This window comes from Pseudoalteromonas espejiana DSM 9414 (genome assembly GCF_002221525.1).
Taxonomy (GTDB): Bacteria; Pseudomonadota; Gammaproteobacteria; order Enterobacterales; family Alteromonadaceae; genus Pseudoalteromonas; species Pseudoalteromonas espejiana.
In genome coordinates this window covers 29,363-55,569 of sequence record NZ_CP011028.1, presented here as the reverse complement: position 1 = coordinate 55,569, position 26,207 = coordinate 29,363, and the positions used below count along the sequence as shown (strand labels likewise).

Sequence of the window (26,207 nt, the reverse complement as noted above, 5' to 3'; positions counted from 1 at the left end):
CATAAATTTAAAGTTAGTTAAAAATATTTAATCTGAATAACTAGTCACATAAACGATTATAAATTTAAAAGTTTCATTTAAATAAAGGCTAAAACCAATAAAAATAAGGTTTAGCATAAAAAGTACTATTAAATAATTATGCATATCTCACATTTTATAAATTTAGCTAAAACTAAAAATTATAATTTCGGATAAAAATAACTAATAGCTAAGACTCAATTTATATTGTTTTATTTTTAGACAAATAACATGCAAAATGCTCGCGTTTTAAACACATTTACCTTGGAGCAAAAAGATGAACCCTATAAATACCCTAAACCAAAATGCAGCCTCTCACGTGAGCGTTAAACCAACTAACCGTAAAGCTAAAATGCTTGCTAAATTAAATCGCATGGGTAAAAGATTAGCGCTTAATAGCGCTGCTCAATACAAATAGTCATGTAAGTTTTGAATACTTTGCAAAGGCAGTAAAAATAAAACACTATTGAAAGCACTTCTTTAGCTCCCTAAATTTACTGCCACTGCTTTATTTTTAGTTTAAATCTGCCTAATTCCCCTATATTTACAAAAAAAACCTCAATTACGCCTACTTTTTAAGCAAACAGTTTATTTGCTATTTACACGACGGTATCACCTAAGTATTATTCTGCGTCACGGAGAGATGGCAGAGTGGTCGAATGCACCGGTCTTGAAAACCGGCATAGGTTTGTAGCCTATCTAGGGTTCAAATCCCTATCTCTCCACCACTATTTAAATTAATGGTGTGAGTTTATTACCATTAATACAATCTGTTATGCGTTGGAGAGGTGTCCGAGTGGCCGAAGGAGCTCCCCTGCTAAGGGAGTATAGAGTTTGTAGCTCTATCGAGGGTTCGAATCCCTCCTTCTCCACCATTTCTAATTTAGAAACCGCTTAATTGCGGTTTTTTTATGCCTGAAATTTAAAAACCGATGTACCCAAGGAGGGTGAGCATCCTCAATTGGCTTAGAAGTAGTGTGCCCTTAGCCTAGGTATAAAATATCTACCACACCAAAATTAACTCATACTTATAGTGTAAATAGTTAAGCTAATTCTTTGTTCACTTTAAAACACATTGAACCGCCTCGTTAGTTGCGGCATTATTAGCCTAGGTTTAGACTAAAATAAGTTTAATTATGATCCGCTCATTTGTAGCACTTGCGTGTTTATTGTCGTTTAACACGCAGGCCGCTGAAGACATCACCGTATACAAGTGCACAATTAAGGGCATTGCTACCTTTAGCCAAACTCCTTGCGCAAAAAATGCAGAAGTAATTAAGCTCAAGCAACCACTTATAGCCGACAAACAAAGTAACAATGGCTCAGCTGCATCGCTACCTGGTACATCTTCAGTTGATAACTATATAGAGATACAAAAAATTGAGCGCGAAATTAAGCGCCACCAGCTCTCAATAAAAAATTATAAAGAAGATTTAGCTCACGCAACACAACAAGCGAGTTATGTTAACCAAGATCAGGCTAATCGTATGGGCGCTGAATCTATAGCTGATGCTATCGCAACAAAAACAGCTGCAATTCAAAATCGCTATAACGGCTTAATTTCTGCTGTTCAGCAACAGATAGATATTTTACAGCAACAAAAAAGGCAACTTAGCTCACAGCCGTAATAAGTACACCAAGCAGAACCGCTATTTATACCTCTTTAAATAGCTTTTTCTTACCTCTTAAAATTACACTTATAAAAAATACCGCAAATAACTTACTGTTCGCTATACTGATATTTAAAATTACGCACTTTTAAAAAGTCAGGGAGCTATGTGAAAATTTTTAACTCAAAATATCATTCAGTTATCTTTTACATAATTTTTTCTTTAGCGTACTTTTTAATTGGTATTTCACTTACTAAGCTCGCCTTTAACTCTCAAATTATTCCGGTATGGATCCCTGCGGGTATTGCCCTAGTTGGCTGCTTTATATGGTGGTGGCGTTTTATACCCGCTTTATTTATAGCTGCCTTTGCGTTTAATTTTAATATTTTTGATAGTACCGCTCACGATATGGTGCTTGTTGGTAGCACATTTAATCAAGCTATGTACATTGCTATAGGCATAGTACTTCAGGCCATGGTAGGAGCTGGTTTACTAAGATACTGGTTAGGGCACCCGCTGCGCTTTAAAAAGCGCGCGAGCATTATTTACTTTATTTTGATTGTTGGGGTTGGTGTTTGCTTAATTTCAGCAAACTTTGGTGTGTTTGCACTCAGTCAGTTCAACCCTGCATATGCAATTGAAGATCATTGGCAAAATGTTATCTATTGGTGGTTAGGAGACTCGTTAGGTGTAATTATTGCCACACCATTTTTATTAATTTTATTACCACTAAAAGAGCAAAATCATGCCATTACCCCTTTACCTACATTGGCTGTATGTAGCATTTTGTTTGTATCTGTCGCGCTTACTACACAACTATATGACCGAGAGAACAGACAACATACTTTTAAAATAGCAGAACGCGAAAGCCATATTATAGAAAACAGCTTATATCGCTACATTAACCAAAGCCTAATTGCAGTTCAAAGCTTAGCAAGCCAAGTTCAATCGAACCCTAATTTAAACCAACAAGACTTTTACGCTTATGCCAGCGAGCTATTAGCACAGCATTTCTTTATAAAAGCGCTTTCGTGGAACAAAAAAATTGAGCAGTCTGAGCGCGAATCGTTTACACAAGAGGTTGCCAATATATACCACTTAGACTTTGAAGTAGTGGGCGAACCATTGGAAGCAGATGACCCTATGGTCATTGTTAAATATATTGCTCCTTTTAACGGTAATCAAAAAGCGGTCGGATTTAACGTTTACTCGAACCCTGACAGAAAAGCGTCATTAACCGACCCTTCAATAAAATACCAACCAGTAAGTACTAAAATAATTCAGTTGGTGCAAACAACCACACCAGAACCCGCCTACTTATTATTTGCGCCTGTTTATAAACAAGAGCAACAAAAAACAATTATTGAAGGTTATGCTACAGGTGTATTTTTGGTGCGTAGTATTATTGAGCAGGCAATTAATGAGCAGCAATCTGAAATGTTTTCGATTGCGCTATATGAAGACGTAAATAAGCCCGCTTTTTATAGCAATTATGCCAAAGACCTCGATATGGCTCACGGTAGCCGCATTATGCCCTTGAAACTAAGTTTTGGGGGGCAAACGTGGAATGTATCTCTTGCCCTAAAAGAGAAATTTTTAGCACCACATAATAACCAACTAACGTTGTTTCTTATGGCATTACAGGTTGCAGTGTGCGCATTAATTTTAATTGTACTGTTACTATTTAACCAACAGCAAATCGCGCTTACCCGTAAAGTCGCAGAGCGCACACACTCACTTGCTCAAGCCAAAAAGCAATCAGATTTAGCTAATCTGGCTAAAAGTCGCTTTTTAGCTAATATGAGCCATGAGATACGCACCCCATTAAACGCAGTTATTGGTTTTTCATCGCTAGCTCGTAAGGAAGACAACGCCCAAACACTCATAGGTTATTTAGATAAAATAAATTCTTCGTCCAAAAGTTTACTTAGCCTCATAAACGACATACTCGATATTTCTAAAATAGAGTCGCATAAGCTTAAATTAGAAAACACCGCCTTTGACCTACAGGTCATTATTAAACGCATTAATACAATGTTTGAAACTAGCGCGTTAAATAAAGGAATTAACTGGCAAGTAAATAGCCACCTGCCGGTTGATACTTGGTATATGGGCGACCCAATGCGATTTGAGCAAGTGGTATTTAACTTGTGCAGCAACGCGATTAAGTTTACAGATAAGGGTGAAGTTACCGTTTCCTTTAATGGCGAGTTTATCAATGCAGAAAATGTACAAATAACTGTTACGGTAACCGATACAGGTATTGGCATTGAACCTTCTCAACAAGGAAAGTTATTTAGCGCCTTTACACAAGCCGATGACTCTACCTCAAGGCGTTATGGTGGCACAGGCCTAGGATTAACTGTTGTAAAAGAGCTAAGTAAACTAATGGGCGGAAAAGTCACATTAAAAAGTGAACCTAATGTAGGCTCTACCTTTTCGTTTAATGTGCCTTTTACTGCAGCCTCCGTTCAAGAAAGCGCGGCTTTAGTGTATTCAGGTACTAAGCTTGCAGCCTTAAAAGTATTAGTTGCAGAAGATAACCCAGTAAACCAAATGGTGATTAAAGCCATGCTTGGCTCACTAGGCATTATTGCGCATATTGTAGAAAACGGTGAAGCCGCGGTAGAAGCTGCAAAAGCACAAAGCTTTGACTTAATTTTAATGGACTGCCAAATGCCAATAATGGATGGTTACCGCGCAACCGCTTTAATTAGGCAATTTAAAAATAAACTAGAGCTTCCTATTATTGCGCTTACAGCCGATGTAATGCCTGAAGACAAAGCTCACGCACAAGCTGTTGGCTTTAATGAGCACCTTGCAAAACCGCTTGAACTAGTTAAGCTAACCGAATGCTTAGCTTTGTATGTTGAAGATGATGCACACTAGCACCACTTAATTAAGCATAAAATTTTAGCACCTTAAATATTTAAGGTGCACCTCCTCCTTAAAGCAGCCCAAGGTAAGCAGTAATGGCAACTTTTACCCACCAATGGTTTAATAATATTAACCAAATAGACGCTAATGAATGGACTCGTTTATTTGGCAATGAGCCCTTTACACGCCATGCATTTTTATATGCTTTAGAGCAAAGCCAATGTGTAAACGAGCAAACCGGTTGGCAGCCTCACCATTTAGCCATTTACGAAAACAGTAAGCTTATAGCGCTTGCGCCCGGTTATTTAAAAAGCCACTCGTATGGCGAATATGTATTTGACTGGGCATGGGCAGAAGCATACGAACAACATGGACTTGCCTATTACCCTAAGTGGCTAAGTGGTGTACCTTTTAGCCCTATTGAAGGTAAACGAATTGCTATAGAGCATAACGATCACAACTTGGTATATCACTACATAAAAGATCAGCTAAACACACACAGTATTGAGCAAGGTTGGTCTGGCTGGCATATAAATTTTTGTGACCAAGCACAGGTAGATTCACTTTGTACAGATCAAGTAATGCAAAGAGTGGGTGTGCAATTTCAGTGGTTTAATAAAGGCTTTAAAACCTTTGATGACTTTTTACAAACCCTCACTGCGCGAAAACGAAAAACACTTAAAAAAGAACGCGCTAAAATAGCTCAGCAAAACATAACTATTGAATGGCTTAAAGGCTCGCAAATAACGCCCGAAACCATGCAGTTATTTTGCGAATTTTATCAGCGTACTTATTTAAAACGCTCTGGGCATTTAGGGTATTTAAATATGGAGTTTTTTATACTGTTACATGCGCTAATGAGCGAACAGCTCGTTATTATGCTCGCCAAAAAAGACGATAAAGTAATAGCAGCAACACTTAGTTTAATTGGTGAAAGCACACTTTACGGGCGATACTGGGGCGCAAACGAAGAGGTAGATTCACTGCATTTTGAGCTGTGTTATTACCAAGGTATTGAGTTTGCGATAAAGCATAATTTAAGCTGCTTTCACTCAGGGGCTCAAGGCGAGCATAAAATAGCGCGCGGGTTTGAGCCCGTACTTACCTACTCTGCTCACCACATCGTTGAAGGCGACTTTAGTAATGCTATTAGTGATTACCTTAAAAAAGAACGCCAACACATTCATATCTATAAAGATCAGTGTGCTGAGTTACTGCCGTTTAAAAACGAGTAACTGGTTATTGGCAGGCATAGCTGTATCGCTAATAAGCACAAGCCCTGCCTGTTTAGCTAATAACTCCACCGCCTCAAAATCGCGAATGCCACTGTGAGGGTCTCGCTCAGTTAAAAATTGATTAAACTCATTATTACTAGCGCTGGTAAATTGCCCTTGGTATTTGAAAGGGCCGTAAATACACACTACACCTTGGCTTTCTAAATGCGTGGCAACGCCTTTAAAAAACGCCTCTACCAATTCCCAGCTTACTATATGAAACGTATTAGCCGTAAAAATGGCATCTACTTTATTAATTGGCCACGTATAGTTTAAATCAAGTTCTAGCGGTGCATGCAAATTACTGAGATTCGCCTCATTGTGCCACAAACTTATACCTTCATGGTTAATTGCTCTGTCGCTGGTATACCACTGCAAGTGAGGTAACTTCTTGGCAAAAAACACACTGTGCTGCCCCGTACCAGAGCCAACCTCAAGTACAGATTGCGTATTTTTAAAAACAGCTTTAAGTACCTCTAAAATAGGTCCCTTATTGTTTTCACATGCTTGAGAGAAAGGTTTGATCATCACCGTGCACCATAATTGAAATTTATTGCACAACATTAACGCAAAAAAATGATGCAAGACAATTAAAGTTTCACTCAATTTAAATAAACACGCAGTAATTCAGTGCATTAGCGTCAACTTAATACAATGGTATGTATTATGCTTTAATAATATTGACCTTTAGGGTTAGCTAATAATTTAATTAAGAGGATAAAATTATGCATACTCCCCCGTATACCGCCGTAGACGCTGTTGTCTCGGTAACCGAAAAAAACATCGAAAAGCCAAGTAGCACCTGTGATAGTAGAGCCACTGTAATCGACTTACTTTCTCACTGTAACCAAAATCAACAGGCGCTAAAAAAACATGAAACGGATCAAATATTCATTCTTGGCTACAATTGATATTAAATTTAAAGCCGTAAATAATTTTTATAATAACTATTTACACTGAAACCGATTAAATGTAATGATAACTATTATCGTTAACTTGAGTCGGTTTTTTTATGTCTCCATATCAGGCATTACAGCCTTATCATCATGAACTTGCTTGTAACTGCTTACGCCCAGGGCTTCATGCGCCTATGGTTGTTGCACAGTACATAGAAACCGCCTTAAACGTTGCAAAAAGCTTTGAAAAACAACGTAATCCTCTACTTCAAGAACTATATTTATTACGCACTCACCATGAAATTATCAATAAAATGTGCGACCCTCTTATTCATAATGCCATTAGAAAACAATGTTTAGAGCAGCTTTATAAGCCTCTATTGGCATTAAAACGCTTTTATTATGCACATAACGATACCGGTAAATTTTTAACACTAGAGCGCGAAGCTCGCGTACTCAGTCACGAATTCAACCCTTTTTAAGGAGTCAATTATGAGCAAATTTAGAACCGAATCAGACAGCATGGGCGAACTTAAAGTCCCAACCGATGCGCTTTACCAAGCACAAACACAACGTGCAGTGAATAACTTTGCCATTAGTGGCCTGGCCATGCCAAAACAGTTTATAACCGCCCTTGCTTATATAAAACAAGCTGCCGCACAAAGTAATTACGAACTAAACCACTTAAGTAAAAGTAAAGCTGATGCAATTGAACAAGCTTGCCAACAAATTATTGATGGGCAGCATTACGAACACTTTCCAGTCGATATTTTTCAAACAGGCTCAGGCACCAGTTCAAACATGAACGCCAATGAAGTAATAGCAACCCTTGCTAGCCGTATTGGCGATGAACCAATACACCCCAATGACGATGTAAATATGGGGCAAAGCTCCAATGATGTTGTACCTACGGCAATTGCCCTGAGTAGCGCTATAAATGTGGTGTATGAGCTACTACCATCACTTGAAAAACTTTCGCAAAGTTTAGAGCAAAAAAAATCAGAAGTTGGCGCAATAGTAAAAACTGGCCGCACACACTTAATGGATGCAATGCCTGTTACGTTTGAGCAAACCCTCAGCGCATGGCAATCGCAAGTAAACCATGCAGCCTCTGGCATTCGCCATACTCTTGAGCGCGTGTGCGAGCTTGCGCAAGGCGGTACAGCTGTAGGCACAGGCATTAACGCTGACCCAGAGTTTGCGAGTCAGTTTGCTAAAAACTTAAGCGCTAATGTAGGTATTGGCTTTAAACCAAGCAGTAACTTTTTTTACAATATTGGCTCACAAGATGCCATAGTCGCGCTATCGGGGCAGTTAAAAGTACTTGCTGTAGCACAAATGAAAATAGCCAACGACCTACGCTGGATGAACTCAGGCCCACTTGCAGGACTTGGCGAAATAGAGCTTGAAGCACTACAGCCTGGCTCATCTATTATGCCTGGTAAAGTAAACCCGGTGATCCCAGAAGCGGCAGCCATGGTTAGCGCTCAAGTAATCGGAAACGATGCAACAATTACTGTTGCTGGCCAAGCCGGTAATTTTGAGCTTAACGTTATGTTGCCTGTTATTGCGCATAATATTTTACAAAGTATTGAGCTACTTGCTAATAGCGCCCAAGCACTTGCAGATAAAGCCATTGCCAGCTTTAAAGTAAACCAAAGCAATATAGATAAAGTATTAGCTAAAAACCCAATTTTAGTAACAGCGCTTAATCCGGTAATCGGTTACGAAAAAGCCGCAAAAATAGCTAAGCAAGCTTACAAAGAAGCTCGCCCTATTATTGATGTAGCAGAGCAAGCAACCGATTTACCGCGCGAAGAGCTCGAAAAGCTATTAAACCCAACAAAACTCACCCAAGGCGGTTTATAAAAGCAAACCAAATAACGGCTTTAATTACTTGATATTATAGTTTTTATTGCCGTTAAAAATGCACCGTGTATGATAGTGATGAATAATTCATCACTATCAAGGTTTGTTATGCGTACTCCACTATTAGCTCTACTTCTTCCTCTTTGTTTAACTGCATGCCTAGAAACAGCATCAAACAATGAAAAGCAAACCACGGAAAATCAATTAAAAGAAGTACCACAAGCAACAGCGCTGCCTGAGAATAAAAAAGCACACACCAAAGATACTGTGCAATCGCTTACAAAAACTGACTCAAAAAGCGTATCTGTAGAGGATATAAAATCAGTTAAAGCCGAATTAAATTCACTTGTTGCTAATAATCAGTGTGATACTAACGAACAGTGCAAAGTTACTCCTGTGGGTAGCCGTGCGTGCGGCGGCCCTAGTAGCTTTGTTGTTTACTCAACTAAAACCGCTAATGATGCTGACGTTTTGACATTAAGTAAAAAAATCACAGCCCTTGAAAGCAACTACAACGCACAGAATGAAATGATGAGTATTTGTCAGCATTTAACCACACCAAGCACGCAGTGTGTTGAAAATAAATGTGTTAAACTTGAAGGCTCAGCGGTAAGTGTATTTTAAGGATAACATTATGAGTTGTTTGCCATCAGCAATTAAGCTATCTATTGCCAGTTTAGCCACCAGTATTTTATTACTTAGTGGATGTGCTAGCACGCCAGCTTCAAACAATAATCAGCAAACGGATTTATCAGGCTTAAACAGTGAGTTAAATAGTATTGTTAGCGATAACAGCTGTACTGCAAGCTTTCAATGTAAGGTTTTAGAGGTAGGGGCACGCGCATGTGGTGGGCCAAGTAAATATGTTGTTTACTCTACACTTAACACCTCGCAAGAACGAGCCGAACAAGTAGCCCAGCAAATCACCGACGAGCAAAAGGCAAAAAACAAAGCACAAGGCCTAACCGATTGTTCGCCAGTACTTGAAGTGCAATCGCTGTGTATTAACCAGCAATGCCAATCGTTTGATATAAAATAGCGATACGGTTAATCAGTACAACAGAGCGTTAATTTAATAACGGAATTAACGCTGAAATAATCACGACTAGCACCACGCAAATACCTGCTTTAACAATGTATTTCATTGGCATTTCTTGTTTTACCCAGTACGCATAAATAAAGCGCACAAAGTAGCTAGCAGCCGTGCCAAATAAGGCAAAAATAATTAGGTGGGTGATCAGTATTATATTCAAAACAGTACTTCTTTATTATTGTTGCTCTTAGTGTAAGGGCTTAATACAAAGAACGCAAAAGCACTGCTTTTAACTAGTTAATACTTTTACTCATATAATAAAACGCCAACCTATTTAGCTTTCTTAGTATGAGCAATTAATAACTCTGCCACTTGTTGCTTTACCGCTCGTTTATCATCGCTTGGTACATCAAACCGCGTGGCTAGTTGCGCTATTTCTTCGTCATTTAAATTAAACGACAAACGCTGACGCGTTTTTTTAGACTTTACATCAAGACCTAAAATTTTACGGATCATGTCTGAAGGTGTGAGCTCTTGATCGATGGCTTGTTTTTTTATCGACTTTTGCACTTCGCTACTTAAATCAAATGCCATTTGCGTGGCCCGCACAGCTTGTTCTTGCCGTAACCACTTATCTTTAGCATCACTCACTTCGCATCTCCTGGAAATAAATCGACGATATCGGTTATTGGACGCGTAAGCGTTAGTGAAACCTCTGTTTCGCCACCATCCCATATTTCGATATTTAAACCATGCCCTTCGTCAGGCGATGCTAAGCAAATCATTTCACATGGCTCACCACCTTCTTGCTCATAGCGCGGTAATGACTGACCACGAAAGTCTTTATTATGAAAGTAACACACGTATGGCGATTCAGTTTGTTGATAGCTTTTAGCTAAAAACTGTGTAAAACGCTCGGGTGTGTTTTGTACTTGAATATTAGTTAGTGATTCTTCATCAAAAATACGCGCAAAGTCATCTAATCCAAATATTTGCTCTACTTCATCACGCTGAATTTTTATTGAAAAGTTAGCAAACTGCTCACCATCATCTTGCTCAATTTGTAAAAATACAACCTGTCCGCTGTTCGTCTCTAGTACAAACTCAGTGTCGCTACTGTGCTGGTACTGATATGTTTGAATATCAATAACACGCAAGCTTTGCCCTTTTAACCACGACGGGTAAGCAAACGAATCTATAACGGTAAACATATCGCCTTTTTTAAGCTCGCTCGCATGATTAAGCTGACGTTCTGGTTCTTTTTTAGATTTGAAAAAATTAAACATAATGAGGCATCCCTAAGCAAAAAAGGTAACTAAGCTAAGCTTAATTACCTTTTGTAATTAATGTACTAATTATTAGCCGTTTTGCTTGGCTTTAATGCGCGCTAAAATATCAGCGCTTTTTGGGCTTGTATCGCCAATACCGGCTTCAGCCATTTTTGCTTTTAAGTCGTCGCCATTTACGTCTGACTCAAGTTGCTTTGCAGCACCTAGTTGATCACTACGATCTTGTTGGCGTTGCTTAATACGCTCAAGCGACTGACGAGCCGATGTCATTGACGAGCTATTAGTATTAAGCGTGCTGTTAACAGCCATAGTTGCCTGCTGTACGCTTTCTGTGGTTTTAACCATAGTAAGCTGACGTTGGTTTTCTTTAATCGACTTTTCAGCGTCTTTAACTTGTTGTTTAAGCGCTACAATGTGATTACTAAAACCTGCTAATACTTGCTCGTTTTCTACTTTTTCAGCTTCAAAGTCACCAATTTTTTCGGCAATTTCTAATGCTAAGGCTTCATTACCTTTTTCTAGTGCTTGGCCTGCATACGCTTCGTGCTCAGCAATTGATGCATCTACTGCGCTAATTTTACGCTTAGTTTGCATTTCTTTAGCCATTACTTCTGTAAGGCTTTTTTTAGCACGGTGTAGTGCATTTTGTGCATCAGCAATTTCTTGTTCAAAAATGCGAATACCGTTTGCATCTACAATTGCTTCGCCTGCTTCACGAGCGCCGCCACGTACTGCTGTAAATAATTTTTTTAAAATACTCATAATCTTAACTCCGCTAAGTAATTACTAATCGTTTAAATACAAGGTCACGGCTTCTAGTGCATCTATCGCGTTGTCAGCTAATGTCACTAGTTCGTGGGTAACGTCATCTAATGATGAGTTTACCGACAGTGCACCAAAAATCGCGTATTTGTTATCGATTTTAGCAAATGCACTCAGTGGAATTGGCACGTTTAAACGTAATAGTGTTTCGTTTAATTCGTTGCGTAATTCACTTTTTACTTCGTCTTCGCCAAACAAGTAGCTAATACATAACAACTGCTCTTGAGTTTGCGTAACAAAAATTGGAAGCTCATCATTTCCATCAACAATGACTTGTAAAACATCTTGCTCACCTGGATTGGCAATCAAGAAAGACTCAAAGTTAGCGCCTTCAGTTTCAAAAGAAGCTAATTTAATTGAAAGTTCGTTTAATTCCATGTCTCTGCCTTTTTGTTGTTTGACATATTATGTCTGAGTTAAGATTCGCATGGTCGACATATTATGTCAACCATGTTTTATTAATTTTTATACAATTCACTTTCTATTTGCCATGCATTTCGATAGTAATCGTACAATTGACCAGACCCCAACCTGTTGATCTCAATACTTTTCACTTGCTCAAAATATTGGCTTGGAAATACAAAGCTGGCTAGTAAATATTTTCTGCTTATCCACCTAGACTGTACCGGCATAGTCGTCACATCGTTTATTCGCCCACTTGCAGGTTGGCCCATTTTTGTGGCTATGGTCCAGCCCCATTGGCCAAACGAGGGGATGTTTTGTTGGTACTGCTCAACATAATCAAACCCTGCTGCTTTAACCGTTTTAGCGATACTCAAAAATGCTTTTTTAGCATGATAAGGCGAGGTAGATTGCACTGCCATTGCCCCATCAGGTGCTAACAATTGACGTACATGATTATAAAAATAATCGCTGTACATTTTGTTAAGATCTGGATGATTAGGGTCGGGTAAATCAATTAAAATAGTGTCAAATTGCTTGCTTTGGTCAAGCAGTTTTTCGACTTCTAAAAACGCATCGCCCACAATAATATGCGCACGAGGGTCTTGCATTGCGTTGTTATTTAACTTTAATAAACGCTCGTTAATATGTGTTGGTACGTCATAATTACCGTCTTCATGGCCAAATAAATTAAGCAGCTGCGCATCTAAGTCAATCAGTGTTACATCGCTAACCGGCCACTTTAAAACATCTCTAAGGGCAAGTCCGTCGCCACCACCAATAATTAATACCTTATCGTGGCGGTTAGACGCCAACATGGCCGGGTAAACCAGCATTGAATGATATATTTGCTCATCAATACTTGAGAACTGTAAACGCCCATTTAAATATAGGTCGGTTATTGGCTCTGGTTGGTTTTTGCTTAAGCGCTCGGTTAATACAACATGTTGGTATTTAGTGGCTTGTGAATATATTACCTTATCTTTGTATAACACATTGCTAAGGCTGTTCATCCAGCTACTGCCAAATAATAATATAAACGCAAACAGCGCTAGTAGCAGTAAATGGCAAACTAATAGCACTTTAGCAAAGCGAACATGTGTGTGGTAACGCCATAAAAATGCCAGCCCTGCAATTATATTAAAAAGTGCAGTCCATGCAGCAGCTTGCATTATGGGCATTGAAAGCATAATGCTTACCCAAATTGCAGCTCCAATACCTGCTCCAATATAATCAGCACCGTAAATAGTTCCTGCGTTATTTTCTAAAAAGCGCCCGTACACATGTTGGCGAATACGCGCTATTAACGGTATTTCCATACCAATAAATAAACCCAGTATTAGGCCAAACACATAAGGTAGAAACCGTGACCACTCTTGTAGCTTTTGAAATACATAGCCATTGAGGATCACATCTGGAGGTAAATTAAAAATACTAGAGAACACATGCGGGAGCGAATAACTTACAGCAATTACACCAGCAATCGCTAAAATGCAGCCCATACCCACTAATGCAATTATACTTTCAAGCCATGCAAAAGCGGTGAATGCATCTTTAAACCAACGCGCTAAAAAAGCCCCTAAACCCATGGCAACTATCATAGTGCCAATCATGGCGTAAATAGCGCTTTCTACAGAGCCAAGTACACGCCCTGCGTAATGCGAAAGTAAGTATTCATAAATAAGGCCGCACCCAGCGAGTACGGCCATAACAGTGATAAGTAAAATATCGTGCCCAAGTAAACGTGTTTTACTTGGGCTGGCTTGAGTTGATGACACTGATTATGCGCCTAATAAAGTTGCCATAGTAAGACCAACAGCAAACGAAACCGCCGCAGAAATAGCGCCTACACCTACATTTTTTTGACGATTAACTTCATCTGAAATATCACACCCCGATAAAATTATTTTTATTGTCACCAAGTGCAAAATAATAAACGCCACTAAGCATACAATGGCGCTAACAGCCCAATAAAGTAAACTTGCGTTAATGTTATCCGCTGCATACGGAGCAATACCCGACGCGGCTGTAATCGCTAATGCACTACCAACTAAAAAGCCAGCGTAGCGAATACCTACTGCTAGATTTCCATCAATAATTGCTTGTTGTAAACAATCACCGCTTTTATTAGTACGCTTAAATAACTGAACGCGGTATTGGCTTACCAGCAAAAGTGCAACGCTGCCAATAATAAAGGCTGCAATAACTATTGGTATACCATGCCAGCCTTCTGTTGCTACCCATAAAAGCGCAGAACGAATAACAATAGCAACACTGACTACGTGGCCAAAATCAATAACAGAGGCAGTAACATTACCTTTTACGATTTCGTCGTGCAGGCTTACTTTACGTAGGGCTACTTTATCTTGAAAAAAGTGACCAAGCTTAATAAGTGCAATAGCTAGCACGCCATAGGCAAACATTTGCAATGCTTCTTGCTCAAGAGTTGCTGCAAATGCTCCGCTGCTTACACCGGTTAATACAATCGCTAGTGCCACTAAGCCTGCAGCAAAGCTAATACCAAACGCAAAGTTATCACGCTCTGTTATTTCATCATTCGCATGTAAATTTGAAACCCAGCCTTTAATGTATTTAAGGCTTACAAATAGCAACACAATAATTGCAAAATCAATCGCTAATGCTTGTAGCGACCACATAGTTATTCCATTAAATTCGTACATATTTCTAACTCCAACTTATTCTTTACTTACCACGGCTCACGCCACGAGAGGTTCTGCTGCCACTATTACGTACCGATCCGGAGCTATTGCTATAACTGCTCGAGCGCGAGTAACTACTGCGGCTTTTAGGTGGTGTATAACTGCTGCGGCTCAAACCTGAGGCACCCGTTTTTTTGCTCGCATATGGGCTTGTAAACTGTTTACCTTGACGTTGGTATGATTGGCGAGTGCGTGTTTCTAGGGCACTTTGCGTTTTTATTTGTTTAGGGCTTGAGTAGCGGTAGCGACCATAATCATTGTAGTAACTATATTTACGGCGACTGCTCCAGCGCCCATATTCAACGCGATCAAACACATCACCTAAAATACGATACATGCCATACCACTGCCAAAAGCTAATACCGTTACTATTGGTTTGCCAGTTACCGTAATTAGGATTACCTACAAGTTGGTTGCCCTCACCAGCACCCTCTGCTTGCTGACTAATAGCTCCAATGCGCGCAAGGCTACCCTTAGACATATCAGCAAGCATATTAATAGGATCGGTTAACGCATCTGTAAACAAAGTGGGCTTTGCCGCTTCGCGCAGTAAATCAATACTGTGTAGTGTGTCTTCGTAGGGTGGAATTAAATAAGTCCCTTTGAGGTCTTTTAAGCGCTGTGTTAAACCGCTATAAAGTGCGCCTTGCTTTGTCGCATCAAGGGTAATTACATCAACAACTTTACTAAGCTCTGGTTGCTGCTGCTTAAGAAGGCTGCCATATTCTTTAAGTAATACAGCATTACGTAAAGTCCCATTATCGAGTGCAGTTCCAAGCTGTGTTAGCTCAACATCTGCCTTTTTAAGAGACTCCTGAATTGTTTGTTGTAGTTGTTCTTCTTTAGATTGACAACCCATAAGCACTGCAAACAAACAAAACAGGCTCATAAGTTTCCAAGCTTTTATATTCGACATTCATGTCACCTGATTTAAAAAATAACCGCAACAGTTTTACACAGGTCACTTATTAAACCAAGAATCAAATTGCAACAAAATGATATAAATGAATTAAGTAGCGCTTTCCTTGTTAATTGTTAAATTCGACGATTAATATTTGCAGCACTGCATCATGCAAAGTTTAGTATTGCCGTAACGACTGCGGCTTTAGGATAAAAAGGGTTCATAGCACTTAACTCAAGCTATTGGGTATATCTAAGCAGATTAGAGTTGCTCTAATCTACTTTTCTACAGACGCAAAAAAGCCGCTTCATTTCTGAAGCGGCTTTCTCGTATTTGGAGCCTGGCAATGTCCTACTTTCACATAGCAAATGCTACACTATCATCGGCGCTGTTTCGTTTCACTACTGAGTTCGGCATGGGGTCAGGTGGGTCCAAAACGCTATGGTTACCAAGCAAATTTGGTCGTCAGTCCGTTTTTACGTACCAACTAAATCTGGAAAATATCTGATAATATTTTTTAAGTCTTTCTAAGTAATATCTACTTTAGCTATTAACTTCTGTCGCTTGTTTCTGTCACAAAACGCGTTTGGCGTTGTATGGTTAAGCCTCACGGGTAATTAGTACAAGTTAGCTTAATGGCTCACACCACTTCCACATCTTGCCTATCAACGTTGTAGTCTTCAACGGCCCTTCAGAGACTTTAAAAGTCTAGTGAGAAATCATCTCGAGGCCTGCTTCGCGCTTAGATGCTTTCAGCGCTTATCAGTTCCGAACGTAGCTACCGGGCAATGCCATTGGCATGACAACCCGAACACCAGCGGTTCGTTCACTCCGGTCCTCTCGTACTAGGAGCAACCCCTCTCAATTCTCAAACGCCCACGGCAGATAGGGACCGAACTGTCTCACGACGTTCTAAACCCAGCTCGCGTACCACTTTAAATGGCGAACAGCCATACCCTTGGGACCGACTTCAGCCCCAGGATGTGATGAGCCGACATCGAGGTGCCAAACACCGCCGTCGATATGAACTCTTGGGCGGTATCAGCCTGTTATCCCCGGAGTACCTTTTATCCGTTGAGCGATGGCCCTTCCATTCAGAACCACCGGATCACTATGACCTACTTTCGTACCTGCTCGACGTGTCTGTCTCGCAGTTAAGCTGGCTTCTACCATTACACTAACCGTACGATGTCCGACCGTACTTAGCCAACCTTCGTGCTCCTCCGTTACTCTTTGGGAGGAGACCGCCCCAGTCAAACTACCCACCAGGCACTGTCCGTAACCCCGATTCAGGGGCCAACGTTAGAACATCAAAACTACAAGGGTGGTATTTCAAGGACGACTCCACAACAACTAGCGTCGCTGCTTCAAAGTCTCCCACCTATCCTACACATGTAGGTTCAATGTTCAGTGCCAAGCTGTAGTAAAGGTTCACGGGGTCTTTCCGTCTAGCCGCGGGTACACAGCATCTTCACTGCGATTTCAATTTCACTGAGTCTCGGGTGGAGACAGCGTGGCCATGGTTACACCATTCGTGCAGGTCGGAACTTACCCGACAAGGAATTTCGCTACCTTAGGACCGTTATAGTTACGGCCGCCGTTTACCGGGGCTTCGATCAAGAGCTTCTCCCTAAGGATAACCCCATCAATTAACCTTCCGGCACCGGGCAGGTGTCACACCGTATACGTCATCTTGCGATTTTGCACAGTGCTGTGTTTTTAATAAACAGTCCCAGCCACCTGGTCACTGCGGCTCCCGTCCGCTTAGAGAGCAAGTCTCATCACAGATAGGAGCGTACCTTCTCCCGAAGTTACGGTACGATTTTGCCTAGTTCCTTCACCCGAGTTCTCTCAAGCGCCTTAGTATTCTCTACCTGACCACCTGTGTCGGTTTGGGGTACGATTCGGTATAATCTGAAGCTTAGAGGCTTTTCCTGGAAGTATGGCATCAGCAACTTCACACCCTTGGGTGCTCGTCTCGTGTCTCAGCCTAACAGCAACCCGGATTTACCTAAGTCGCTAGCCTACTCACTTTCACATGGACAACCATCGCCATGCTTGCTTAGCCTTCTCCGTCCCCCCATCGCAATTATACCAAGTACGGAAATATTAATCCGTTTCCCATCGACTACGCCTTTCGGCCTCGCCTTAGGGGTCGACTTACCCTACCCTGATTAACATGGGATAGGAACCCTTGGTCTTCCGGCGTGCGGGTTTTTCACCCGCATTATCGTTACTCATGTCAGCATTCGCACTTCTGATACGTCCAGCATACCTCCCGGTACACCTTCAACCGCTTACAGAACGCTCCCCTACCACTCATCCTAAGATGAATCCGCAGCTTCGGTGCATAGTTTAGCCCCGTTACATCTTCCGCGCAGACCGACTCGACCAGTGAGCTATTACGCTTTCTTTAAAGGATGGCTGCTTCTAAGCCAACCTCCTGGCTGTCTGGGCCTTTCCACATCGTTTCCCACTTAACTATGACTTTGGGACCTTAGCTGGCGGTCTGGGTTGTTTCCCTCTTCACGACGGACGTTAGCACCCGCCGTGTGTCTCCCGGATATTACTTTACGGTATTCGGAGTTTGCAAAGGGTTGGTAAGTCGGGATGACCCCCTAGCCTTAACAGTGCTCTACCCCCGTAAGTATTCGTCCGAGGCTCTACCTAAATAGATTTCGGGGAGAACCAGCTATCTCCCGGTTTGATTAGCCTTTCACTCCTAGCCACAGGTCATCCCCTAACTTTTCAACGTTAGTGGGTTCGGTCCTCCAGTTGATGTTACTCAACCTTCAACCTGCCCATGGCTAGATCACCGGGTTTCGGGTCTATACCTTGCAACTATTCGCCCAGTTAAGACTCGGTTTCCCTACGGCTACCCTAAACGGTTAACCTCGCTACAAAATATAAGTCGCTGACCCATTATACAAAAGGTACGCAGTCACCTAACAAGTAGGCTCCTACTGCTTGTACGTACACGGTTTCAGGTTCTATTTCACTCCCCTCACAGGGGTTCTTTTCGCCTTTCCCTCACGGTACTGGTTCACTATCGGTCAGTTGGGAGTATTTAGCCTTAGATGATGGTCCACCTATATTCAGTCAAAGTTTCACGTGCTCCGACCTACTCGATTTCACTTAAAATGTCTTTTCATGTACGGGACTATCACCCTGTATCGCGGCACTTTCCAGAGCCTTCCATTAACACATAATAAGCTTAAGGGCTGTTCCGATTTCGCTCGCCGCTACTATCGGAATCTCGGTTGATTTCTTTTCCTACGGGTACTTAGATGTTTCAGTTCTCCGCGTTCGCCTCGTTAACCTATGTATTCAGTTAACGATACCTGCAAGCAGGTGGGTTTCCCCATTCGGAAATCCTAGTCTCAAGCGCTTTTTACTAGCTTGACTAGGCTTATCGCAAGTTAATACGTCCTTCATCGCCTCCAACTGCCAAGGCATCCACCGTGTACGCTTAGTCACTTAACCATACAACCCAAACGGGTCTTTGTTATGTGACAGTTTAACTTCGCCAGAAGTTAATATTGAATACTAAAGTAGATACCAATCAATCAACTCATAAGAGTGATTAAATGGCACTGAATGATACTGCTATCATTCTTTTTTACTTTTGAAAACTCTTGATAAATATAAATATTTATCAGAATTTTATTATCAGCTTTTCCAAATTTTTAAAGAGCAGAGAATCAAAAACTTCTCAAAATTAAACACACTCTATTCTCAGGTGATGTTGCTACCCGATAAAGAATATTTATTTTTAAGAAGTAAAGTGGTGGAGCTAAGCAGGATCGAACTGCTGACCTCCTGCGTGCAAGGCAGGCGCTCTCCCAGCTGAGCTATAGCCCCACATATGCTGGTCTTATTGTCTGTTATGACACTTCAAAAGAAGTGGTGGGTCTGGGTGGATTTGAACCACCGACCTCACCCTTATCAGGGGTGCGCTCTAACCAACTGAGCTACAGACCCAAACAATAAGTGTTGTTCTCTTTACAATTAACAATCATCTGTGTGGACACTACGAACAAATAAGTTCTAAATCGTATAAGGAGGTGATCCAGCCCCAGGTTCCCCTAGGGCTACCTTGTTACGACTTCACCCCAGTCATGAATCACTCCGTGGTAAACGTCCTCCCGAGGGTTAGACTATCTACTTCTGGAGCAACCCACTCCCATGGTGTGACGGGCGGTGTGTACAAGGCCCGGGAACGTATTCACCGCGTCATTCTGATACGCGATTACTAGCGATTCCGACTTCATGGAGTCGAGTTGCAGACTCCAATCCGGACTACGACGCACTTTAAGTGATTCGCTTACTCTCGCGAGTTCGCAGCACTCTGTATGCGCCATTGTAGCACGTGTGTAGCCCTACACGTAAGGGCCATGATGACTTGACGTCGTCCCCACCTTCCTCCGGTTTATCACCGGCAGTCTCCTTAGAGTTCTCAGCATTACCTGCTAGCAACTAAGGATAGGGGTTGCGCTCGTTGCGGGACTTAACCCAACATCTCACAACACGAGCTGACGACAGCCATGCAGCACCTGTATCAGAGTTCCCGAAGGCACCAAACCATCTCTGGTAAGTTCTCTGTATGTCAAGTGTAGGTAAGGTTCTTCGCGTTGCATCGAATTAAACCACATGCTCCACCGCTTGTGCGGGCCCCCGTCAATTCATTTGAGTTTTAACCTTGCGGCCGTACTCCCCAGGCGGTCTACTTAATGCGTTAGCTTTGAAAAACAGAGCCGAGGCTCCGAGCTTCTAGTAGACATCGTTTACGGCGTGGACTACCAGGGTATCTAATCCTGTTTGCTCCCCACGCTTTCGTACATGAGCGTCAGTGTTGACCCAGGTGGCTGCCTTCGCCATCGGTATTCCTTCAGATCTCTACGCATTTCACCGCTACACCTGAAATTCTACCACCCTCTATCACACTCTAGTTTGCCAGTTCGAAATGCAGTTCCCAGGTTGAGCCCGGGGCTTTCACATCTCGCTTAACAAACCGCCTGCGTACGCTTTACGCCCAGTAATTCCGATTAACGCTCGCACCCTCCGTATTACCGCGGCTGCTGGCACGGAGTTAGCCGGTGCTTCTTCTGTCAGTAACGTCACAACTAGCAGGTATTAACTACTAATCTTTCCTCCTGACTGAAAGTGCTTTACAACCCGAAGGCCTTCTTCACACACGCGGCATGGCTGCATCAGGCTTGCGCCCATTGTGCAATATTCCCCACTGCTGCCTCCCGTAGGAGTCTGGGCCGTGTCTCAGTCCCAGTGTGGCTGATCATCCTCTCAAACCAGCTAGGGATCGTTGCCTTGGTGAGCCATTACCTCACCAACTAGCTAATCCCACTTGGGCCAATCTAAAGGCGAGAGCCGAAGCCCCCTTTGGTCCGTAGACATTATGCGGTATTAGCAGTCGTTTCCAACTGTTGTCCCCCACCTCAAGGCATGTTCCCAAGCATTACTCACCCGTCCGCCGCTCGTCAGCAAAGTAGCAAGCTACTTTCTGTTACCGCTCGACTTGCATGTGTTAGGCCTGCCGCCAGCGTTCAATCTGAGCCATGATCAAACTCTTCAATTAAAAAGTTTTTATGTTCCGAAGAACAGCTCAATGAATTCTGAATTTATTTAATATCTTTCGATATTGAATTGACTGTGCTGAATAACTACCCAAGTAATTATTCTGTTGGTCACTCAGTTCAATTGAGACTCTAAATTTGTTTGCCTCACTACCTAAGTAGCTTGGCTGTTAGAACTCAATCTGTACGAGTGCCCACACAGATGATTGCTTTATATTGTTAAAGAACGTCGCGACGTTGTCGCTAGGGATGCGTATAATACATCCTTTATTTTTCGAGTCAACACTTAATTTTAAACTTTCTTTTCAGAAGATTAAAACCGAAGTTTTACTTAACTCTGTGAGCAGCTCGTGCCTCGCTATGCGTTGGCGTTCCCCGTCTCAGTGGGGTCGCATTATAGGGAGAACAGATTTTTACGCAAGCACTTTTTTAAAGAAAAACTAAAAAAAAGCACCGTTCGGTCATTATCTGCACTAACCCCTATATAACTGGTAGTTTTATAACCAAAACGACCCTTTTATAGGCCTTATTTGAGTGTTGCTGTTACACTCAAACCTAAACAACAGTTATTTAAAAGGTGTAGATATGGCAATCCGTTCTTATAAAGGTATTACTCCTTCTTTTAATTCGTCAGTATATGTTGATGAGTCTTCTATATTAGTAGGTGATATTACTATAGGTGAGGACAGTAGTGTGTGGCCATTAGTGGCAGCACGCGGAGACGTTAACCATATACGTATTGGCAAGCGCACTAATATACAAGATGGCAGCGTACTTCATCTATCGCGTGCAACAAAAAGTAACCCTGAAGGTTACCCGCTTATTTTAGGTGATGACGTAACGGTTGGTCATAAAGTAATGCTGCATGGCTGCGTACTTAAAAACCGTATACTAGTGGGTATGGGTGCCATTGTTATGGATAATGTAATTGTAGAGGATGACGTGATTATTGGTGGGGGGTCTTTAGTGCCACCAAACAAGCGATTGGAGTCTGGTTATTTATATGTAGGTAGCCCTGTGAAGCAAGCTCGCCCGTTAACAGAGCAAGAGCTTGCCTTTTTAAAAGTGTCTGCGGATAACTATGTGCAATTAAAAGATGAGTATTTAGCCGAGATTGGCTAGATTAACTTCTATCTGCCCTGCCGAGTTATAGCTTTCATCTTCTATGAGTTGCTCGGCACATTCTTCATAATCAAATCGGTACTTATCAAAATACTCTGTTACGTGACTTTCATCTTTTAAGTCTAGGTTACGTAGATCAATAACACACTCTACGAGCATACCCGATACTTGCGCGAAAAAAACCAGTTGATGATCGGGCTCTCTAAATTCTAGCCTGTCTATAAACTGTATTGCTTGGTTCATTTAAGTGAGCCTTGTTTAAGTGCTTTAACAACAGGAAGTATTGCTGGCATTTTATTTCGCCATACAAAAAATGCCTGTGCGGCTTGGCCTACTAACATGCCGCTACCATCTAACAGCTTAGTATTTGTATTATGCTGTGCAACCCAGTTCATAAAAACAGTATTTTCTAGTGAGTAAAACATATCGTAGGCAACATCACAGCGTGTTAAGTGTTTTTTATCGAGCGCTGGCAGTTCATTATTCATACTGCTTGACGTAGAGTTAACAATAAGTGAGTAATCGCTTACTGGTAAATCATCAAAACCATAGCCTGAAACTTTTCCATATTCAGCAAATAGCAGAGCTAAGTCTTGTGCTTTTTGGGCAGTGCGATTAACAATAATGATTTCTGAAGGGTTGTGTTCAAGTAAAGGTAAAATTACGCCTCTTGCTGCGCCACCAGCACCAATAATTAAAATACGCTTGTTTGTTAGTGCTACTTTATTAGCGAGCAAGTCGTTAACAAACCCAACGCCATCAGTGTTATCTCCCAATAATGAGCCGTCTTCTCGTTTTTTTAGTGTATTAACCGCGCCGACTATTTTTGCAAGCGGCGTTAACTCATCGGCCATTGCAAAGGCTTGCTCTTTAAATGGCATAGTAACGTTTGCACCTATACCGCCTTGTTCAAAAAAAGCGGATACTGTTTTTTCAAAACTATCGATAGGTGCTAATATTGCGCGGTAGTCGATTTGCTCACCCAAAGATACAGCAAATTGTTTATGTATCGCGGGGGATTTTGAATGTTTTATTGGATTTCCAAAAACCGCATATTTGTCCATTTTAAAGCAACCTCTTTGCAGCTATAACACTGCCTATTAACGATGATAAGTAATATGATTAAACGACTTTTTTCAAAATCTAAGCCAGCTCCTGAGCAGCAAGCCCCTACTCCTGAAAAAACACCGTACGAAATAATTGGTGGAGAAGCTGGCGCCCGTGCTATTGCTAATAGATTCTACGACATTATGGCCAGCGATGAATACGCTAAACCGTTATATGATATGCATCCTCTGCCATTAGATAGAATTCGCCAAGTGTTTTTTGAATTTTTATCGGGATGGTTAGGCGGGCCAAGCCTATTTACAGAAAAACATGGTCAACCTATGTTGCGTAAACGCCATATGCCTTTTGCTATAAATAAAGAATTACGCGATCAGTGGATGTACTGTATGAATAAAGCGCTCGATATTGAAGTAGACAACCCACTACTGCGCGAAGGCTTAAAGCAATCGTTTGGTCAACTTGCTACACATATGATTAATGAGCACTAATTGTAATTACTTAGCAAAAAGGCGCTGTTAGGCGCCTTTTTAACTCAATTTAATATTTATAACTGCCACTGCCTGGCTATCAAATCGGTGGGTTTAGTTGTTAGCCACTCTTGTGGGCGTAAATAATATTGATATAAATCAGCCTCGGGGCTATCGGGCGTTGGCTTATAGTTATATTCCCAACGCGCCAGTGGCGGCATAGACATTAATATAGACTCGGTTCGGCCACCACTTTGCAGGCCAAATAATGTGCCTCTATCCCACACCAGGTTGAATTCTACGTAGCGGCCACGGCGGTATAACTGAAAGTCGCGCTGTTGCTGTGTAAATTCATCATTTTTACGGCGTTCGATTATAGGTAAGTATGCATCTAAAAAGCCATTACCAACCGACTGCATAAATGCAAAGCTTTGCTCAAACCCAAGCTCATTTAAATCATCAAAAAATAATCCACCCACACCACGTGTTTCGTCGCGATGTTTTAAGTAAAAGTACTCATCGCACCACGTTTTGTATTTTGGGTAAACATCGCTACCAAAGGGTGCGCAAATATCGTGAGCTACTTGGTGCCAGTGCTGTACATCTTCAAATACAGGATAAAAAGGCGTTAAATCAAATCCGCCGCCAAACCACCAAATAGGCTCTTCACCTTCTTTTTCAGCAATAAAAAAGCGCACATTGGCGTGACTTGTAGGTACATGTGGATTTTTAGGATGAATAACTAACGACACACCACAAGCATGAAAGCTGCGCCCAGCAAGTTCTGGCCTATGAGCAGTCGCCGAGCCTGGCATAGACGCCCCAAATACATGGGAGTAATTTACGCCACCTTGCTCAATTACATTACCATTTGTGGTAACACGGGTACGACCGCCGCCGCCTTCTGCACGCTGCCAGCTATCTTCTTCAAATTTTGCGCTGCCGTCAGCCTGCTCCAAGCCTTTGCATATGGTGTCTTGCAAAGCCATAAAGTAGGCTTTTACTTGTTCTAATAATTCGCTTTGCATATTAACCTCTAAACACTTTGCCAGTCATGGCATCTTTAATTGTACTTGGTTGTGTATTGCCACCTAAAGGCTCATCAATATAACAACCTACTTTATCTTCAAACTGCTGCTTAGCTTGGTCAATACTTGTTACCGTAGGCTGACCGGTTAAATTAGCACTAGTAGAGACAAGGGGTTTACCTAATTGTTGGCATAAGCGTTTAACACTTGGATGATTTGTTACACGCACTGCAATAGTATCAAACTGACCCGTTAACCATTTAGGTGTGTTTTTCGCCGCGGGCATAACCCAAGTTATTGCACCGGGCCAACTAGAAAATATATCGGCACGTTTATCCATAGGTAGTTTGGCATCATCAACATACTTTAATAATTGGCCGTAATTGTCGGCTATTAAAATAAGGCCTTTTTCTACAGGGCGCTGCTTTATAGCTAGTAGCTTCTCAACCGCCTGTTGATTGTCAGGGTCGCAACCTAGCCCATAAACAGCTTCAGTTGGGTATAAAATAACGTCGCCTTGTTCTAAGCAAGATATTGCCGTAGGCAGTGTAGAAAGGTCTGACACAATACGCTCCAGAAATTAATATTAATCAGTATTTGTTAGTTTATGCAGGCAACTTTTTTGTGGGCATTGTAGCACCGTGCCATTAGCCATTTTTTTCTCAATAACAATTGGCCAGTCACATTTAGGGCAAGGCTGCGCTACAGGCTTATTATTAAGGGTATATTTACAACTTGGGTAACAGTCGCATGAGTAAAATGTTTTACCAAACTTGTTACTTCTTGCTACTAGCTGCCCTTTTTTACACTTAGGGCATGCAGGTAGCTCAGCTTCATCTTTTTTTGGCTCGTCATCATGGGCTATATAGTGGCATTGTGGGTAGCCTGTACAACCAATAAACATACCATAGCGGCCATTTTTAACCACCAGCGGCTTTGCACACTCAGGGCAGGCTGAGTCTTCAAGTATTTTAATTTCGTTACTATCGTGATGCGCTAAAGGGCGAATAAAATCACATGCTGGGTAGCTTGCGCAGCCCAAAAATGGGCCTGTTTTAGAATTGCGGATCACTAATTCAGAACCACACTTTGGACATACTTCGTATTCTTTTTCTAGGGCGTGTTTATCCGCCGAGAAAAGCGAATGGTCGATTTTACTCATGGAGTTCCTAATGGGTTGCTGAATTTTCGCCTAATATACCCAAACCACTTAAAGATAC

25 protein-coding genes, 4 tRNA genes and 3 rRNA genes are annotated in these 26,207 nt (G+C 41.6%); 13 read left to right on the top strand and 19 right to left on the bottom strand.

Annotation, left to right across the window (positions count from 1 at the left end; all coding sequences use genetic code 11):
- Window positions 1–295 precede the first annotated feature (295 nt).
- The 6 genes from PESP_RS20415 to PESP_RS00265 all read left to right on the top strand — a co-directional run bounded on the left by PESP_RS20415 (window position 296) and on the right by PESP_RS00265 (window position 5,740).
- A complete protein-coding gene (locus PESP_RS20415; protein ID WP_164504398.1) occupies window positions 296–436 on the top strand; it encodes a hypothetical protein in 141 nt (46 codons plus the stop codon).
- A gap of 219 nt (window positions 437–655) precedes the next feature.
- Window positions 656–746 (top strand) — tRNA-Ser (locus tag PESP_RS00285).
- 54 nt (window positions 747–800) lie between these two features.
- Window positions 801–893: transfer RNA gene (locus tag PESP_RS00280), tRNA-Ser, on the top strand.
- A 261-nt stretch (window positions 894–1,154) separates the two neighbouring features.
- Window positions 1,155–1,646 (top strand): RNA-binding protein, encoded by a 492-nt coding sequence (locus tag PESP_RS00275; RefSeq protein ID WP_089346261.1) that lies wholly within the window; start codon window positions 1,155–1,157, stop codon window positions 1,644–1,646.
- A gap of 150 nt (window positions 1,647–1,796) precedes the next feature.
- Window positions 1,797–4,517: an ATP-binding protein gene (locus PESP_RS00270; protein WP_089346260.1), complete on the top strand. Its 2,721-nt coding sequence runs from the start codon at window positions 1,797–1,799 to the stop codon at window positions 4,515–4,517.
- 83 nt (window positions 4,518–4,600) lie between these two features.
- The gene (locus PESP_RS00265; protein WP_089346259.1) at window positions 4,601–5,740 is read left to right on the top strand and encodes a GNAT family N-acetyltransferase; all 1,140 of its coding nucleotides are present in this window, start codon (window positions 4,601–4,603) and stop codon (window positions 5,738–5,740) included.
- Here PESP_RS00265 and PESP_RS00260 read toward each other — a convergent pair.
- Window positions 5,717–6,307, bottom strand: a complete 591-nt coding sequence (locus PESP_RS00260) for a DUF938 domain-containing protein (RefSeq protein ID WP_089346258.1) — start codon at window positions 6,305–6,307, stop codon at window positions 5,717–5,719. The genes PESP_RS00265 and PESP_RS00260 overlap by 24 nt on opposite strands.
- A gap of 197 nt (window positions 6,308–6,504) precedes the next feature.
- Between PESP_RS00260 and PESP_RS00255 the strand changes: the two genes are divergently transcribed.
- From PESP_RS00255 to PESP_RS00235, 5 genes are all read left to right on the top strand, one after another.
- A complete protein-coding gene (locus tag PESP_RS00255) occupies window positions 6,505–6,690 on the top strand; it encodes a hypothetical protein (protein ID WP_089346257.1) in 186 nt (61 codons plus the stop codon).
- A gap of 101 nt (window positions 6,691–6,791) precedes the next feature.
- Window positions 6,792–7,157, top strand: coding sequence for a hypothetical protein (locus tag PESP_RS00250; RefSeq protein ID WP_245852113.1), 366 nt, complete (start codon window positions 6,792–6,794; stop codon window positions 7,155–7,157).
- Window positions 7,158–7,167: 10 nt separating this feature from the next.
- Window positions 7,168–8,544, top strand: a complete 1,377-nt coding sequence (locus tag PESP_RS00245; RefSeq protein ID WP_089346256.1) for a class II fumarate hydratase — start codon at window positions 7,168–7,170, stop codon at window positions 8,542–8,544.
- 108 nt (window positions 8,545–8,652) lie between these two features.
- Window positions 8,653–9,168, top strand: a complete 516-nt coding sequence (locus PESP_RS00240; protein ID WP_089346255.1) for a hypothetical protein — start codon at window positions 8,653–8,655, stop codon at window positions 9,166–9,168.
- A 10-nt stretch (window positions 9,169–9,178) separates the two neighbouring features.
- Window positions 9,179–9,583 carry a hypothetical protein gene (locus tag PESP_RS00235; RefSeq protein ID WP_089346254.1) on the top strand — a complete coding sequence of 135 codons (405 nt, stop codon included), beginning with the start codon at window positions 9,179–9,181 and terminating at the stop codon, window positions 9,581–9,583.
- Between the two features lie 28 nt (window positions 9,584–9,611).
- On the opposite strand, the gene PESP_RS00230 is transcribed toward PESP_RS00235, so the two are convergent.
- The 13 genes from PESP_RS00230 to PESP_RS00170 form a co-directional block, all read right to left on the bottom strand.
- A complete protein-coding gene (locus PESP_RS00230; RefSeq protein ID WP_089346253.1) occupies window positions 9,612–9,797 on the bottom strand; it encodes a hypothetical protein in 186 nt (61 codons plus the stop codon).
- Between the two features lie 110 nt (window positions 9,798–9,907).
- On the bottom strand, window positions 9,908–10,228 hold the full coding sequence (locus PESP_RS00225) for a hypothetical protein (RefSeq protein ID WP_089346252.1): 321 nt from the start codon (window positions 10,226–10,228) through the stop codon (window positions 9,908–9,910).
- A complete protein-coding gene (locus PESP_RS00220; RefSeq protein ID WP_089346251.1) occupies window positions 10,225–10,863 on the bottom strand; it encodes a DUF4178 domain-containing protein in 639 nt (212 codons plus the stop codon). The genes PESP_RS00225 and PESP_RS00220 overlap by 4 nt, the downstream gene beginning before the upstream one ends.
- Window positions 10,864–10,935: 72 nt before the next feature.
- A complete protein-coding gene (locus tag PESP_RS00215; protein WP_089346250.1) occupies window positions 10,936–11,628 on the bottom strand; it encodes a PspA/IM30 family protein in 693 nt (230 codons plus the stop codon).
- A gap of 24 nt (window positions 11,629–11,652) precedes the next feature.
- On the bottom strand, window positions 11,653–12,066 hold the full coding sequence (locus PESP_RS00210) for a YjfI family protein (protein WP_006793818.1): 414 nt from the start codon (window positions 12,064–12,066) through the stop codon (window positions 11,653–11,655).
- Between the two features lie 80 nt (window positions 12,067–12,146).
- Window positions 12,147–13,868 (bottom strand): polyamine aminopropyltransferase, encoded by a 1,722-nt coding sequence (locus tag PESP_RS00205; RefSeq protein ID WP_089346249.1) that lies wholly within the window; start codon window positions 13,866–13,868, stop codon window positions 12,147–12,149.
- A 3-nt stretch (window positions 13,869–13,871) separates the two neighbouring features.
- Window positions 13,872–14,771, bottom strand: coding sequence for a DUF350 domain-containing protein (locus tag PESP_RS00200; protein ID WP_089346248.1), 900 nt, complete (start codon window positions 14,769–14,771; stop codon window positions 13,872–13,874).
- A 22-nt stretch (window positions 14,772–14,793) separates the two neighbouring features.
- On the bottom strand, window positions 14,794–15,726 hold the full coding sequence (locus tag PESP_RS00195) for a hypothetical protein (RefSeq protein WP_089346247.1): 933 nt from the start codon (window positions 15,724–15,726) through the stop codon (window positions 14,794–14,796).
- Between the two features lie 323 nt (window positions 15,727–16,049).
- Window positions 16,050–16,164 (bottom strand): 5S ribosomal RNA (gene rrf / locus PESP_RS00190).
- Between the two features lie 143 nt (window positions 16,165–16,307).
- Window positions 16,308–19,194, bottom strand: a 23S ribosomal RNA gene (locus tag PESP_RS00185).
- Window positions 19,195–19,496: 302 nt separating this feature from the next.
- Window positions 19,497–19,572 (bottom strand) — tRNA-Ala (locus tag PESP_RS00180).
- A gap of 43 nt (window positions 19,573–19,615) precedes the next feature.
- A tRNA-Ile gene (locus PESP_RS00175) sits at window positions 19,616–19,692 on the bottom strand.
- 76 nt (window positions 19,693–19,768) lie between these two features.
- Window positions 19,769–21,304 (bottom strand): 16S ribosomal RNA (locus PESP_RS00170).
- The 16S, 23S and 5S rRNA genes sit together here with 2 tRNA genes alongside, the layout of an rRNA operon.
- Window positions 21,305–21,887: 583 nt before the next feature.
- On the opposite strand from PESP_RS00170, the gene PESP_RS00165 reads away from it, so the two are divergent.
- Complete coding sequence (locus tag PESP_RS00165) at window positions 21,888–22,424, top strand: gamma carbonic anhydrase family protein (protein WP_089349057.1); 537 nt, start codon at window positions 21,888–21,890, stop codon at window positions 22,422–22,424.
- Here the strand turns inward: PESP_RS00165 and PESP_RS00160 are convergent.
- Together PESP_RS00160 and aroE are read right to left on the bottom strand one after the other, a co-directional pair.
- Window positions 22,407–22,667 carry a DUF1488 family protein gene (locus PESP_RS00160; RefSeq protein ID WP_089346246.1) on the bottom strand — a complete coding sequence of 87 codons (261 nt, stop codon included), beginning with the start codon at window positions 22,665–22,667 and terminating at the stop codon, window positions 22,407–22,409. The genes PESP_RS00165 and PESP_RS00160 overlap by 18 nt on opposite strands.
- Entirely contained in the window at window positions 22,664–23,488 is an 825-nt protein-coding gene (gene aroE, locus PESP_RS00155; RefSeq protein ID WP_089346245.1) for a shikimate dehydrogenase, read from the bottom strand. The genes PESP_RS00160 and aroE overlap by 4 nt, the downstream gene beginning before the upstream one ends.
- Before the next feature lie 54 nt (window positions 23,489–23,542).
- Here aroE and PESP_RS00150 point away from each other — a divergent pair, with 54 nt between their 5' ends.
- Window positions 23,543–23,980 carry a group II truncated hemoglobin gene (locus PESP_RS00150; protein WP_089349056.1) on the top strand — a complete coding sequence of 146 codons (438 nt, stop codon included), beginning with the start codon at window positions 23,543–23,545 and terminating at the stop codon, window positions 23,978–23,980.
- A gap of 56 nt (window positions 23,981–24,036) precedes the next feature.
- Here the strand turns inward: PESP_RS00150 and hemF are convergent, their stop codons facing one another.
- From hemF to PESP_RS00135, 3 genes are read right to left on the bottom strand one after another with little or no spacing between them, the layout of a single operon-like run.
- Window positions 24,037–24,987 (bottom strand): oxygen-dependent coproporphyrinogen oxidase, encoded by a 951-nt coding sequence (gene hemF, locus PESP_RS00145; RefSeq protein WP_089346244.1) that lies wholly within the window; start codon window positions 24,985–24,987, stop codon window positions 24,037–24,039.
- 1 nt (window position 24,988) lies between these two features.
- On the bottom strand, window positions 24,989–25,552 hold the full coding sequence (tsaC, locus tag PESP_RS00140) for an L-threonylcarbamoyladenylate synthase type 1 TsaC (RefSeq protein ID WP_089346243.1): 564 nt from the start codon (window positions 25,550–25,552) through the stop codon (window positions 24,989–24,991).
- Window positions 25,553–25,573: 21 nt separating this feature from the next.
- Complete coding sequence (locus tag PESP_RS00135; protein WP_089346242.1) at window positions 25,574–26,149, bottom strand: DNA topoisomerase family protein; 576 nt, start codon at window positions 26,147–26,149, stop codon at window positions 25,574–25,576.
- Window positions 26,150–26,207 lie beyond the last annotated feature (58 nt).

Bases quoted from the DNA above. Each gene is read 5' to 3' on its own strand.
- PESP_RS00265 (WP_089346259.1), top strand. From the start codon at position 4,601: ATGGCAACTTTTACCCACCAATGGTTTAATAATATTAACCAAATAGAC.
- PESP_RS00240 (WP_089346255.1), top strand. From the start codon at position 8,653: ATGCGTACTCCACTATTAGCTCTACTTCTTCCTCTTTGTTTAACTGCA.
- PESP_RS00165 (WP_089349057.1), top strand. From the start codon at position 21,888: ATGGCAATCCGTTCTTATAAAGGTATTACTCCTTCTTTTAATTCGTCA.
- PESP_RS00135 (WP_089346242.1), bottom strand. From the start codon at position 26,149: ATGAGTAAAATCGACCATTCGCTTTTCTCGGCGGATAAACACGCCCTA.
- PESP_RS00250 (WP_245852113.1), top strand. From the start codon at position 6,792: ATGTCTCCATATCAGGCATTACAGCCTTATCATCATGAACTTGCTTGT.
- aroE (WP_089346245.1), bottom strand. From the start codon at position 23,488: ATGGACAAATATGCGGTTTTTGGAAATCCAATAAAACATTCAAAATCC.
- PESP_RS00215 (WP_089346250.1), bottom strand. From the start codon at position 11,628: ATGAGTATTTTAAAAAAATTATTTACAGCAGTACGTGGCGGCGCTCGT.
- PESP_RS00260 (WP_089346258.1), bottom strand. From the start codon at position 6,307: ATGATCAAACCTTTCTCTCAAGCATGTGAAAACAATAAGGGACCTATT.
- hemF (WP_089346244.1), bottom strand. From the start codon at position 24,987: ATGCAAAGCGAATTATTAGAACAAGTAAAAGCCTACTTTATGGCTTTG.
- PESP_RS00160 (WP_089346246.1), bottom strand. From the start codon at position 22,667: ATGAACCAAGCAATACAGTTTATAGACAGGCTAGAATTTAGAGAGCCC.
- PESP_RS00220 (WP_089346251.1), bottom strand. From the start codon at position 10,863: ATGTTTAATTTTTTCAAATCTAAAAAAGAACCAGAACGTCAGCTTAAT.
- PESP_RS00245 (WP_089346256.1), top strand. From the start codon at position 7,168: ATGAGCAAATTTAGAACCGAATCAGACAGCATGGGCGAACTTAAAGTC.
- PESP_RS00275 (WP_089346261.1), top strand. From the start codon at position 1,155: ATGATCCGCTCATTTGTAGCACTTGCGTGTTTATTGTCGTTTAACACG.
- PESP_RS00235 (WP_089346254.1), top strand. From the start codon at position 9,179: ATGAGTTGTTTGCCATCAGCAATTAAGCTATCTATTGCCAGTTTAGCC.
- PESP_RS20415 (WP_164504398.1), top strand. From the start codon at position 296: ATGAACCCTATAAATACCCTAAACCAAAATGCAGCCTCTCACGTGAGC.
- PESP_RS00210 (WP_006793818.1), bottom strand. From the start codon at position 12,066: ATGGAATTAAACGAACTTTCAATTAAATTAGCTTCTTTTGAAACTGAA.
- PESP_RS00195 (WP_089346247.1), bottom strand. From the start codon at position 15,726: ATGTCGAATATAAAAGCTTGGAAACTTATGAGCCTGTTTTGTTTGTTT.
- PESP_RS00200 (WP_089346248.1), bottom strand. From the start codon at position 14,771: ATGTACGAATTTAATGGAATAACTATGTGGTCGCTACAAGCATTAGCG.
- PESP_RS00255 (WP_089346257.1), top strand. From the start codon at position 6,505: ATGCATACTCCCCCGTATACCGCCGTAGACGCTGTTGTCTCGGTAACC.
- PESP_RS00150 (WP_089349056.1), top strand. From the start codon at position 23,543: ATGATTAAACGACTTTTTTCAAAATCTAAGCCAGCTCCTGAGCAGCAA.